Source organism: Cocleimonas sp. KMM 6892 (assembly GCF_035798195.1).
Classification (GTDB): domain Bacteria; phylum Pseudomonadota; class Gammaproteobacteria; order Thiotrichales; family Thiotrichaceae; genus Cocleimonas; species Cocleimonas flava.
On record NZ_JAPFBV010000001.1, the window covers coordinates 725,459 to 737,293 of the forward strand.

The 11,835-nt window shown below is 40.9% G+C and carries 12 protein-coding genes; 7 read left to right on the plus strand and 5 right to left on the minus strand.

Annotated elements, in window-relative coordinates; translation table 11 throughout:
* Positions 1-13 precede the first annotated feature (13 nt).
* The 5 genes from OO007_RS03330 to OO007_RS03350 all read left to right on the plus strand — a co-directional run bounded on the left by OO007_RS03330 (position 14) and on the right by OO007_RS03350 (position 7,396).
* On the plus strand, positions 14-1,246 hold the full coding sequence (locus OO007_RS03330; protein WP_325807739.1) for a type II secretion system F family protein: 1,233 nt from the start codon (positions 14-16) through the stop codon (positions 1,244-1,246).
* Positions 1,247-1,279: 33 nt separating this feature from the next.
* A complete protein-coding gene (locus OO007_RS03335) occupies positions 1,280-2,164 on the plus strand; it encodes a prepilin peptidase (RefSeq protein WP_325807740.1) in 885 nt (294 codons plus the stop codon).
* Between the two features lie 111 nt (positions 2,165-2,275).
* Positions 2,276-3,325 carry an efflux RND transporter periplasmic adaptor subunit gene (locus tag OO007_RS03340; RefSeq protein ID WP_325807741.1) on the plus strand — a complete coding sequence of 350 codons (1,050 nt, stop codon included), beginning with the start codon at positions 2,276-2,278 and terminating at the stop codon, positions 3,323-3,325.
* A 25-nt stretch (positions 3,326-3,350) separates the two neighbouring features.
* Complete coding sequence (locus tag OO007_RS03345; RefSeq protein ID WP_325807742.1) at positions 3,351-6,551, plus strand: efflux RND transporter permease subunit; 3,201 nt, start codon at positions 3,351-3,353, stop codon at positions 6,549-6,551.
* Positions 6,552-6,706: 155 nt separating this feature from the next.
* Positions 6,707-7,396, plus strand: a complete 690-nt coding sequence (locus OO007_RS03350; RefSeq protein ID WP_325807743.1) for a metal-dependent hydrolase — start codon at positions 6,707-6,709, stop codon at positions 7,394-7,396.
* A 74-nt stretch (positions 7,397-7,470) separates the two neighbouring features.
* On the opposite strand, the gene OO007_RS03355 is transcribed toward OO007_RS03350, so the two are convergent.
* From OO007_RS03355 to OO007_RS03375, 5 genes are all read right to left on the minus strand, one after another.
* Positions 7,471-8,091: a DUF4202 domain-containing protein gene (locus OO007_RS03355; RefSeq protein ID WP_325807744.1), complete on the minus strand. Its 621-nt coding sequence runs from the start codon at positions 8,089-8,091 to the stop codon at positions 7,471-7,473.
* Positions 8,092-8,243: 152 nt separating this feature from the next.
* Complete coding sequence (locus OO007_RS03360) at positions 8,244-8,699, minus strand: CZB domain-containing protein (RefSeq protein ID WP_325807745.1); 456 nt, start codon at positions 8,697-8,699, stop codon at positions 8,244-8,246.
* A 117-nt stretch (positions 8,700-8,816) separates the two neighbouring features.
* Positions 8,817-9,506, minus strand: a complete 690-nt coding sequence (locus OO007_RS03365; RefSeq protein ID WP_325807746.1) for a helix-turn-helix transcriptional regulator — start codon at positions 9,504-9,506, stop codon at positions 8,817-8,819.
* Between the two features lie 40 nt (positions 9,507-9,546).
* Complete coding sequence (locus tag OO007_RS03370; RefSeq protein ID WP_325807747.1) at positions 9,547-9,774, minus strand: DUF6500 family protein; 228 nt, start codon at positions 9,772-9,774, stop codon at positions 9,547-9,549.
* A gap of 61 nt (positions 9,775-9,835) precedes the next feature.
* Entirely contained in the window at positions 9,836-10,222 is a 387-nt protein-coding gene (locus OO007_RS03375; RefSeq protein WP_325807748.1) for a VOC family protein, read from the minus strand.
* 210 nt (positions 10,223-10,432) lie between these two features.
* Here OO007_RS03375 and rph point away from each other — a divergent pair, with 210 nt between their 5' ends.
* Together rph and rdgB are read left to right on the plus strand one after the other, a co-directional pair.
* The gene (gene rph / locus OO007_RS03380) at positions 10,433-11,146 is read left to right on the plus strand and encodes a ribonuclease PH (RefSeq protein WP_131904603.1); all 714 of its coding nucleotides are present in this window, start codon (positions 10,433-10,435) and stop codon (positions 11,144-11,146) included.
* Complete coding sequence (gene rdgB, locus OO007_RS03385) at positions 11,146-11,835, plus strand: RdgB/HAM1 family non-canonical purine NTP pyrophosphatase (RefSeq protein WP_325807749.1); 690 nt, start codon at positions 11,146-11,148, stop codon at positions 11,833-11,835. Before rph ends, rdgB begins: the two co-directional genes overlap by 1 nt.

The following is an 11,835-nucleotide window of genomic DNA, read 5'->3' on the forward strand; positions in this document are numbered from 1 at the left end:
TCAGGAAATTATTATGGCCACAGCAGTAGCAAAAAAAACTAATAAATTAGATCAGCCTACTTTTGTATGGGAAGGGATTAATAAAAGTGGAGTAAAGATTCGTGGTGAGAACCAGGCAACGAATGAAAACTTCCTTAGAGCTGAACTAAGAAGGCAGGGTATTAGCCCGAAATCTATTAAAAAGAAAAGTAATAGACTCACTGGCGGTAAAATTAAACCTGTCGATATTGCTCAATTTGCCCGTCAGTTAACTACGATGATGCGTGCAGGCGTTCCAATGGTTCAATCTTTAGAATTGATTAGCAACGGTCATGAAAAACCTGCGATGCGAGAATTGATCAAAAAAATCACCAAAGATATTGAAGGCGGTGAAGACTTAGCAGGCGCTCTTACCCATCATCCTCTTTACTTTGATAGTCTATTTGTTAACTTGATACGAGCAGGAGAACAGGCGGGTACTTTAGAAGATATGATTGACAAAGTAGCTACCTATAAAGAAAAAACGGAGAGAATGAAAGCCAAAGTTAAAAAAGCGATGATGTATCCTGTTATTGTTATCATTGCTGCGGTAGTTGTTTCGGTGATAATGCTTGTATGGGTTATTCCAACCTTCAAAGATATATTTGAAGGTTTTGGAGCTGATTTACCAGCCTTTACACTTTGGGTTATAGGGCTATCTGAGTGGTTACAAGCCAACTGGTGGTTACCTCTTATTATGACTATAGGTGGTATAGCTGGATTTACTCAGGCAAGACGTAGATCCAAAAAATTTCATCGTTTTATAGACAGACTATCTCTTAAAATCCCATTAATGGGGGTTATCATCAATAAATCTGCTGTTGCAAGATTCTCTCGTACACTTTCCACGATGTTCGCAGCAGGTGTTCCGATGGTGGAGGCTATGGATGCTGTAGCAGGAGCCACAGGTAACGTGGTTTATGAAGAAGCTACTTTGCAAATTAAAGAGGATACCTCTAAGGGTGTTCAATTACACGTAGCAATGACTACCACACAGGAATTTCCTAGTATGGTTGTTCAAATGGCTAAAATAGGTGAAGAGTCCGGACGACTTGAAGAAATGTTGGATAAAGTTGCTGACTATTTTGAAGAACAAGTTGATGATTTAGTAGATACACTATCAAAACAGATGGAACCTATGATTATGGCTGTTTTGGGTGTTCTAGTTGGTGGATTAGTTGTAGCGATGTACTTACCAATCTTTAAGTTGGGTGCAGCAGTAGGTTAAACTGATTGATCTAAAGGGCTCAGGGGAAAATAAATGGAATTGATTTTACTTTTAAGGGAGAACACATTGTTCTTTCTTACAGTTATAGGGTTGTTTTCACTGCTTGTGGGCAGCTTCTTGAACGCAGCTATCTACCGTATTCCAATAATGTTACAGCAGGGCTGGAGAGAAGAATGCGAAGAGCTTTTTGGCGGGAATCACTCAGATCCTAATCATGATTCTTCTAAGAAATTCAACTTATTTGTGCCAAGATCACAATGCCCTCACTGCGGACATATGATTACTGCCATTGAAAATATTCCTGTTATCAGTTATCTCTTTTTAAAAGGTAAATGTTCCTCTTGTAAAACAGGCATTTCCATTCAATATCCTCTGGTAGAGCTAGCAACGGCTGCAATATCAGTTTTTGTTGCCTGGAAAGTTGGTTTTGGTTGGCAAACTCTTGCCGCTTTAATCTTCACTTGGACGTTAATTACTTTATCATTAATTGATGCTAAAACCATGCTGCTACCGGACAATCTTACGATTCCATTAATGTGGTTAGGGATTGTAGTAAATTACCAAGAAATCTTTATTGACCTCAGAAGCAGTGTTCTAGGGGCAATGATAGGCTATATGTCTTTATGGAGTCTTTTCCATCTATTCAAATTAATAACTGGCAAAGAAGGTATGGGCTATGGAGACTTCAAAATATTAGCAGCTATCGGGGCATGGGCTGGCTGGCAAATATTACCTTTTACAATTTTTGCAGCTTCACTGGTTGGGGCAGTCGCAGGAATTTTGATGATCGTTTTAAAAGGTCAAAAAGAGAGTCAACCAATACCATTTGGTCCATGGCTAGCGCTTGCAGGTTTTGTTGGATTCATCTGGAGAGAGCCCATCGTAAATTATATGACAAATTATTTTGGTTTAACTTAAAAGACAACTTACCAGAAGGAGTTCCCTCCTTAGTATAATACGTTAAGACATCTCGTATGAGTAATAACCAGTGAAATTGACATACCAATAGGTATGCTGGAGACTACCTGTATGGACGCTAGTACAATCAAGATTATTTTATCCAAATATGTATTGTTAATTCTCTGCATATTAATGCCATATAAAATATATGGCGAAAACAAGTTATTAAACGTAAGCATAGTGCCGCTTTCTTCCGTCCTCATTTCTACCAAAAATAGCGCACCTGCAAATATTATTAGCACAAATCACTCTACACTGAGTGCGGAAATCACAGGCAGAGTAAACTCTATAGACACTGAAGCTGGCTCTTTTGTTCGAAAAGGGGAAAAACTCGCTTCATTAGATTGTAGAAGTTACCTTTTAGCCAAGAAACAAGCAGAAGCCGCACTGAAAGTAGCGGAAACCCAACTCAACTTAGCCAAAAAACAGCTTGTTCGAAATCAACGATTAATCAAAAACGGCACAATACCTCGAGAACTATTCGAGAGAACAGAAGCCACTCAACAGACTTCTCTAGCAGATATCGAACTAAAGAAAGCGTCCATAGAGAACACAGAACTGACTATTGAACGCTGTACATTCAAAGCACCTTTTTCAGGGCAAATCACCCAAAAAATAGTACAACAAGGGCAACTTGTTTTACCAGGAACTGCCCTTTTTCAATTAATGGAAGATGCGGCATTAGAAGTTAAAGCGAACATACCAGTTACATCTATCAATGAGGTTAAAGGCGCAAAACTGATTGAGTTTGTTTCTGGCGAAGAAAGAATCAAAACATCTATTCGAAGTATTATTCAAAACGTTGACGTGACAAGCAGAACCCAGGAAGTTCGCTTATCCTTACCTGACTCTACTCACCTTGCTGCGGGATTATCCGGAAGAATTGAATGGAGTAACGGCAACTTGCAAATACCAACCGAATATATTCAAAGAAAAGGCCAAAACCTCGGCATTATGATTGCTGAAGATATCGTGGATGGCACTGGTAAAGCAAAGTTTATCGCGCTAAAAAATGCCATAGAAGGTCAACCAGCAAATATCGATTTACCCCAACAAACAGCAATCATCAATAAAAATCAATTCAGGGTTAGTGATGGACAACTTATTAGTACTCAGTAGCTAATAAGAATAATCCTAAACATTTATGTATTCACGCCTCATCCAAAATCATGTACTTGCAAATCTAACATTTGTATTAGTGCTGATTATTGGATTCTTATCCTACAAAGAAATGCCTCGTCAGCAAGATCCGACCATAAATTTTAATTGGATAACTATCATCACCGCCTTACCCGGCGCTTCTGCATCAGATGTAGAAAAAAGAGTAACGGATGTACTTGAAGATTCTATCAATGGCATCTCAGACATGAACTTCGTCTCCAGTAATAGCCGTGAAAATATTTCAAGCATTCTGGTTCGTTTCGAAGATATTCCTGAAAGGCGCTATGATAAAAGACTCGCTGATTTACGCCGTGAATTACAAAATGTACAAAACGAATTACCTGAAGAAGCGTTAGATTCTCAAATATTGGAGATTACATCGGGTAATGCATTTCCTGCAGCACTAGTTGCCGTAGTTTCAGATGCTGATGATGAGCGATTACGAAAACGCGCCCAGACTGTTAGTGACTCAATAGAACAAATGACAGGCGTTGATCGTGTAGATTCTGTCGCACTTGATGACCCTGAACTGCAAATCAATTTTATTCCTGAAGCACTTGAATCGTTACAACTCACTCCCGGAAAACTCGCTGATTCACTCAAACTTTGGTTTCAAGACGTATCTGCCGGAACCACAAGCATCGGCAAACAAAGTTGGCTAGTTAGAATAGTGGGAAAAAATAGTGATCCATCTGAAGTGGCTCAATTTCCTATTCCTGATTTAAATGGCGAGGTACCACTTTCTCGTGTTGCCGTTGTGCAACGAGCACGAAAAAAAGCCTCTCAAGAAGTCAATATCGATGGAAAACCCGCGGTTTTACTATCAGTAATGAAGCAAGATAACACCAATGTTATCCAACTCATTGACCAGTTAAATCAGTGGGTTGAAGAACAAAACATCATTACTGAAAGCACTGGCATTCAATTACAAATGGTCGATGACCAAACCTTACCGACAAAACAAGCGATTAACATCATGCAAAGTAATGCACTGATTGGCTTGTTACTGGTATTGATTGTGGCATGGCTATTTTTAGGTACTCGTATAGCCCTGTTAACCGCGATTGGCATTCCTTTTATCTTGGCAGCCACATTCTGGGTATTGGCAGCGAACGGAGAAACCCTGAATATCACAGTATTGCTAGGTGTTGTGATTGTATTAGGAATGCTGGTTGATGACGCCGTGGTTGTGGTTGAATCGATTTATTACCGACTTCAAAGAGGCATGAATTCTCTAGATGCCGCAACTGGCGCTATGAAGGAAGTTGCTCTTCCGGTTACTACGGCAGTTTTAACCACGATTGCTGCTTTTCTACCATTAATGTTATTGCCCGGGATTTTGGGTAAATTCATGCGTGTGATACCGATGGTAGTGACCATTGCTTTAATTATTAGCCTGATAGAAGCCTTTTGGATGCTTCCTTCTCACGTTCATGGCGCTAGAATTAACTTTGCTAAACCCTCAAGAATTCAACGATGGCGTGAATCCTTTATTCACTGGATTCAGCTCAAATACTCTAAAATTCTAATCCGTGCATTGCGTTGGCCGAAAATGACGCTTCTCACTATTTTCCTAGCGTTTGCCACAGCCATTGGTGCACTTAGTGCAGGAATGATTCGAGTCGATTTTTTCGCATCAGATACCTTAAGAATTTTCTATGTAAATGTTGAAATGCCAACATCAACCCCTTTGGATGAAACACTAAATACCACGTTGAAGGTAGAAGCAGCCATTAAAAAACACCTTAAAGGCGCTACAGAAAATATCAAAGAAAACCCGGATACTGTTAGAGATGCCCGCTCAGTCGCTAGTTATGCTGGTCTTATGTTTACCGAAACAGAACCCATGTACGGCGATCAATACGGACAGATTGTTGTAAGCCTGTTGCCGATGGATCAAGGCTCACGCGATGTAGACACTATTATTAATGAAATGCGAGAAGACGTCACAAGTGTCGTTGGGGCAAACAATATCTCATTCTTAAAACTTCAGGGCGGTCCACCTTCAAGTAAACCAATCAGTGTGAAAGTTCGAGGCGATGACTACCAGACTATCAAACAAGCCAGCGACAAACTTCGTGAAATTTTAGAAGGCATCAAAGGCATAAAAGACATCAGTGATGATGCCAGTCGTGGTCGTATGGAACTCACCTTGAAGATGAATCACGATGCGGTTCGCCGTTCGGGTATAAATCCTATGGATATCACAAGAACCGTTCGTTTGCTCGTTGACGGTGAAGTCGTAGCAGAGATGCAAGACAAAGGTGAAAAACTACAAATCCGTGTGAAAGCAGACTCAACCAAAAGCAATGATATCGGCGAATTACTAAGATTCAGAATGCCCACTCCTAGTGGTTCGAGCATTCCACTAAACCAGTTAATGACCCAGGAACGTGGCGTATCTTTGGGTAATATTCGTCACTACAATTTCAGAAGAGCGATTACATTAGAGGCAGATATTGATAAGCCCAAAGGAAAAGAAGACTTTATGGCTTGCCGTTTACGTCCCGCACTTTATGGAGAAGAGCGTGACTACAATCAATGTGAATTAGATACGGTGACCGCCAATAAGTTAATGCTCGATGGTTGGGAAAAGTATCGTAAGGATTTCCCCAGTATTGACCTCGATTTTTCAGGACAACTGGATGATATCAAAGACAGTATAAACTCAATAGCCAAGCTATTCTTGATTGGAATCGGTTTGATGTATCTAATATTAGGCACTCAGTTCAAAAGTTATTTTCAGCCTTTTATTATTCTTGCAACCGTTCCACTTGCTTTTACGGGTGTTATTTTAGGGTTATTAGTCACGCAAAACCCGCTAAGTTTATATACCTTATATGGTGTTGTTGCTTTAGCTGGAATTGCAGTAAATGCAGCGATTGTGCTTATATCTGCTGCCAATGACCGAATTTATGCCGGCATGTCGGCTGTTCACGCAACCATCTATGCATCACGACGACGTGTCATTCCTATAATGATTACAACATTAACCACTATTGCCGGGTTAATGTCATTGGCAATTGGGTTAGGTGGTCAGTCTCTAATCTGGGGGCCTGTTGCCACTTCCATTGTTTGGGGTGTCGGCTTCTCATCTCTACTCACTTTATTTGCTATTCCTACCCTGTATCTTGCGGGGATGAGAAGAAAAGAACGAAAACGTAGAAAGCAATTGAAGAACTAGGCACACCTTAAGAATAAAAAAGCCTTAGTGAATTTCTAGATAAAATAATCATCACCACGACAACATATTGATATTTAAGTCGTTGATTTATATTAAGCCTAGTCTATGATTCCACCTTCAATATTTAAGCTTTTTAAAAGAGATTCTAATAATAAATGGCAAATTTCAATACACATTTAGGTGTAGCAGCCGTTGGCTCTGGCATGCTCGCGACGCTTTGTTTACAAGTAGGTTTAGTCGACGCAAAAGACGCAATACTGCTTGCAAGTATGGGGGTGGTTGGCGGAATTTTACCTGATATCGATTTACACTATTCTTACCCTAGTCGTATTTTGTTTTCGTTATTAGGCATAGTGGCGGCATTTCTCTGGGTGTTTGCTGCTGAAAATGATCTGCCCATCATCTATCTGTGGGGAGCAGGTTTAGGTGTGTATTTGATCGTTCGTTATCCCATCTGGAGCGTGTTTCAAAAAATGACCGTTCACCGCGGAGCGATTCATTCTATTGGTGTCGCTATTCTATTCGCCTTTGCAACAGCAGCAATCAGTTATCACTTTTTTGCCAGACCGGCGTTTATCTCCTGGTTGGTTGCGTTTTTTATCTTTTCAGGATTTATTCTGCATCTGTTGCTCGATGAGATATATAGCGTAGATTTTATGGGGCAACGACTCAAACGGTCTTTCGGTACAGCGCTCAAACTTATAGATTACAAAGATAAAACCAGCAGTGCAGTCATCATCTTAGGTATTGTTGGACTCTGGTTTGTGACCCCCGATACTCGGATTTTTATCGATACAATCACAAGCCCTGAAACCTATCGTGTTATCTCTGAACGCTTATTTTAGTAAATAGATTTATCCAGAGATTCAAATGGCACCCCCCTACTTACAGGGGGGGGGGGGTTCATTAAACTGAAGTTTTAAGCAGCTGCTTTCGCTAGCGCTTTTTGAATCACCGGCACTAAACCTTCAGGTAATTTCACACTGCCAGAAAGCGCAAAATCGTGCGCAGCTGGTGACATTTTTTTCCAGGTACGAATAATGATATCGATCCATTTATCTTCATCATACTCGGTAAATTTTTCATACATCGCGGTCATATAATGTTCGATAAACGTTAGTGCTGCGATATCTTCAACGACTTGTGTATCGGTATTTGTTTTTAAGTTTTTCTTACCGATGGCTAATTTAACTCGCTCTATCGTTTCTTCATCATATCCAACCTTTTCTAATAACGCAGCGGCAGTATCCGCGTGAAATTTATACAGATTGGTTCGCCAAAGATGATAGCCCTTGCGATTCATTGGATAGTCGCTACGAGGAGATTTCCAGCGTTCAATATGCTGTGCCGCAACGGAAAGTTTAGCAACATCCTCAGCATCGGGAATAAAACGTGACAGCATATCTAGCATACGCTTCGAATAAAGTAGTTCCTTTGGAACCTCTTTCCCTTCATCCATTTCGATATTAGGATCTTTGCTATTCGCTGCATCATAAAGCGCTAGTGCGTCTTCTAGCATCTGTGTGTTTGATGAACTCATAGTAACTCCATTAGTGTTTGCTTATTTAGATTAGCTATTCTAACGGAAAAAAGATCTTTTAAAAATGAGAATTATATTTACGCGGTTATTCTAAGACCTTTGCTTACACACTTATTGAGCAACTAGCCATGAAATAACTATCGATGTATTAACTAATTCAACCAGCCATTATCAAAATCCTGATCCTGCATTTCATCGACTTTCTTCTCGATGGTATTCAGTGCCCGAATCATGGTGACTGTTTTCTTTTCCAGGTCTTTAAGCTTTTTCATACGGAATGGTGTTTCATCGACTGGCACTTCAACCTCATCTGCTGTGATTAAGGTAGAGCGAGCTTTCTTACGTCGATCGAATGTAATGTAATACAAAGACGTATAGGCCTTATGAATCTCTTCATGAAGTGCATCAACATCCCTCAGTTGCGGGATATTAACCAGCTTAAACCCTTCTTCTTGATACCACTTGCCAAAGGCACAGGCTTTACAATCTACTGGTTTTTTTACCTGCTCTTCAGGCACACCTTTAACCAGTTTGTAACCTTGTTTGATCCATTCGATATGGTCTGGTTTAGCCTGCTGTAGGCTTTTAATAATATGCGCTTTATTCATGATGGTTTGATTATTTTTAATATTTTAAGCACTGGTAGTAACTGATTGATTTAGTTGAATCAATTACCCTATCTAACAATCATAAACGGCTCGGCAACAATTTCAATAATATTCAGATTAACTGCAATATTGTTTCTTTTCGTGTTCAATCATATCTTCCAGAGTCTTACCCTTTTCGTGCGGATAACTGTCAGTGAGAACCCTCAATACCTGAATTCTATCCAAACGAAAAACACGAAACTCCTGACGTAATTCACACCACGCGCCGATGGTCCAGATTGATCCCCAGAAAAACAGTCCTAATGGCCAGATTGTTCTTTCCGATGCTTTGCCGTCAGCACGCGTGTATTGCATATTCAATTTAAAACGGTTATCAGCTGCTTTGCGCACCTGCGTCATCATCGATGCGACTTTGGGGTGAATCCGCATATACGGTGAAAACATTTTGGTTTCATCGAGGCTGGATTTTAAATCAGCGGGCAAGACCGTTTCGATTTTGCTCAATACCGATTGAGCGGCGGTCGCTAATTCAGGATCTGCCCAACTATCTACTAATCGTGCCCCTAATGTTAGAGCACTAATTTCCTCTTTTGTGAACATCAGTGGCGGTAGATCAAATCCGCGCCTAACGACATATCCTATGCCCGCTTCACCTTCAATATTCACACCCGAAAGCATTAAATCTTTGATGTCTCGATAAATTGTGCGCTCAGATACCTCTAGTCTTTCAGCTAACCATGCTGCTGTCGTTACACGTCGTGTACGAAGAAATTGTACTATTTGAAAGAGTCTGTCGGCACGCCTCATAGATCCATTTATCCTTAATTATTGGTAGTCAACCCCATACTTACAGGCCCTTTTCTATCATATCCCTAATCTTATGAGCCTTCTCAAAATGATCTAATTGATGCGTTTGAATCCACCAGGTGGCAACTTCCATCAAACTCTCAGGGTCAGTGTTTTTATTAGCAAAAAATGCATAGAAAGACACCCCCACCGATTGCCCTTTTTCCGATATTTTCTTATCGCATATCTGAATCATTTGAGTTTTTAACTCTGCTCTCAGTTTTGTCATAAATGATCCGCTTTAAAAAAGTGCCTCAAAGTAGGGGGGTGACTTAATAAATCGATTCCAATTATTCCTGTTCGAAATAGCTAATAATAGTTAGAGCAGCACCTTGAGGGTCACTAATGACACACATGCGCCCTACCGTAGGAATATCTCTAGGCTCTAGTAATATCTTACCGCCCAGTACTTCGGCCTGTTTCGCGCTGGCTTCGACGTCATTCACTGTAACATAAGCGCCCCAGTATGGAGGCATCTCACCACATTCTGGAGTTAATGGCATTAAGCCTGCTTTCATTTCATCGTCAATCTTTGCCAGTGTATAAGGTTGATCCATTTCCATGTCTTCCATCTGCCAGTTGAACATTTTACCGTAGAAGGCTTTTGCGGCTGCCACATCTGTAGTCATTAATTCATTCCAGCTAAATGCACCGTGTTGTTTCATTGGGTTACTCATTTCTTCTATCTCCTTTCTTTTGTGTCTATTGCGTGATTTAAAAGCTTGTTAGCTTTATTAGTATTTGCTCTGTGTTTGCCTACTCACAAACAAACTATACGACAGCCATGCTGACAGCATTGTGTCAGTAGTCTTAAAATAATCGTATTTAAATGAAATTTTTACAAAGCTCCGTATAATCTGCGTTTTTCAAATTCAAGAGATACGTCTATGAGACCTAGTGGTCGCGCCAACGATGAAATGCGCCAAGTTAAATTTACCCGTAATTACACCATGCATGCTGAAGGCTCAGTTTTAGTTGAATTTGGAAACACCAAAGTGTTATGTACGGCGACGATTGATGAACGCACACCACCCTGGTTACGCGGTAAAGGCCAAGGCTGGGTAACGGCTGAATATGGCATGCTGCCACGTTCGACAAATTCACGTATGGGTCGTGAAGCGGCACGCGGCAAGCAAGGTGGTCGCACCATGGAAATTCAGCGATTAATTGGGCGTTCTTTACGTGCGATTGTTAATCTTGAAGCATTGGGCGAACGCCAAATCATCGTCGATTGTGATGTTATTCAGGCAGATGGCGGCACCCGAACAGCTTCTATCAGTGGTGCTTACGTTGCTTTGTGCGATGCGGTGCAAACTCTACTAGACTCTAAGAAAATCAAGAGAGATCCACTCATGGGTCAACTTGCTTCGGTTTCAGTCGGTATTTATAAGGGAAACCCAGTACTCGATCTTGATTATGCGGAAGACTCCAACGCAGAAACAGATATGAATGTCGTGATGAACAACGCAGGACATTTCATAGAAGTGCAAGGTACTGCAGAAGGTCATGCTTACAGCCGCGATGAAATGAATGCTATGCTTGATTTAGCAGAGAAAGGCATCAACGAGATCATTGAAATACAGGATGAAACACTAAAATAGTGAATACAGACGCCACAACACCAAAACAGAAAGTCGTACTTGCCAGCGGAAATGCAGGAAAGTTGCGCGAATTCTTTGAAATTCTCGGTAGCGCGGGTTTCGAAGTTGTGGCGCAATCTGATTATGATGTAACAGACGTGCCTGAAACAGGTCTTACATTTGTTGAAAACGCAATTATCAAAGCACGAAATGCAGCACAACAAACAGGTTTGCCTGCTTTAGCGGATGACTCAGGAATAGAGGTTGATGCACTGAACGGTCAGCCCGGTATTTACTCCGCACGTTATTCGGGCGAAGGTAATGCGGCAAACAATCAAAAACTGCTAGAAGAAATGAAAAATGTACCAGATGAGAAACGCACAGCGCGTTTTCGCTGTTGTATCGTCTTCATGCGCCATGCAGAAGACCCATCACCATTGATCGCTGATGCGAGTTGGGAAGGCACAATTCTAAAAGAATTATCCGGTACGAATGGCTTCGGATATGATCCTCTTTTTTATGTGCCTAGCTTTGGCAAAAGTGCTGCAGAACTCGATGCTGACGAAAAAAACAGTGTTAGTCATCGTGGTAAGGCGCTAGCAATCATGTTGCAGCTGATGAAAGATAACGTTTCATTATCTCTTGAAGACTCTTTGTCCGTTAAAGATTCTTTATCCGTTGAAGACTCTCTAATCGTCGAAGACTCATAA

Excerpts from the sequence above, each read along its gene's own strand:
- OO007_RS03330 (WP_325807739.1), top strand. The coding sequence starts at position 14 with ATGGCCACAGCAGTAGCAAAAAAAACTAATAAATTAGATCAGCCTACT.
- OO007_RS03335 (WP_325807740.1), top strand. The coding sequence starts at position 1,280 with ATGGAATTGATTTTACTTTTAAGGGAGAACACATTGTTCTTTCTTACA.
- OO007_RS03340 (WP_325807741.1), top strand. The coding sequence starts at position 2,276 with ATGGACGCTAGTACAATCAAGATTATTTTATCCAAATATGTATTGTTA.
- OO007_RS03345 (WP_325807742.1), top strand. The coding sequence starts at position 3,351 with ATGTATTCACGCCTCATCCAAAATCATGTACTTGCAAATCTAACATTT.
- OO007_RS03350 (WP_325807743.1), top strand. The coding sequence starts at position 6,707 with ATGGCAAATTTCAATACACATTTAGGTGTAGCAGCCGTTGGCTCTGGC.
- OO007_RS03355 (WP_325807744.1), bottom strand. The coding sequence starts at position 8,091 with ATGAGTTCATCAAACACACAGATGCTAGAAGACGCACTAGCGCTTTAT.
- OO007_RS03360 (WP_325807745.1), bottom strand. The coding sequence starts at position 8,699 with ATGAATAAAGCGCATATTATTAAAAGCCTACAGCAGGCTAAACCAGAC.
- OO007_RS03365 (WP_325807746.1), bottom strand. The coding sequence starts at position 9,506 with ATGAGGCGTGCCGACAGACTCTTTCAAATAGTACAATTTCTTCGTACA.
- OO007_RS03370 (WP_325807747.1), bottom strand. The coding sequence starts at position 9,774 with ATGACAAAACTGAGAGCAGAGTTAAAAACTCAAATGATTCAGATATGC.
- OO007_RS03375 (WP_325807748.1), bottom strand. The coding sequence starts at position 10,222 with ATGAGTAACCCAATGAAACAACACGGTGCATTTAGCTGGAATGAATTA.
- rph (WP_131904603.1), top strand. The coding sequence starts at position 10,433 with ATGAGACCTAGTGGTCGCGCCAACGATGAAATGCGCCAAGTTAAATTT.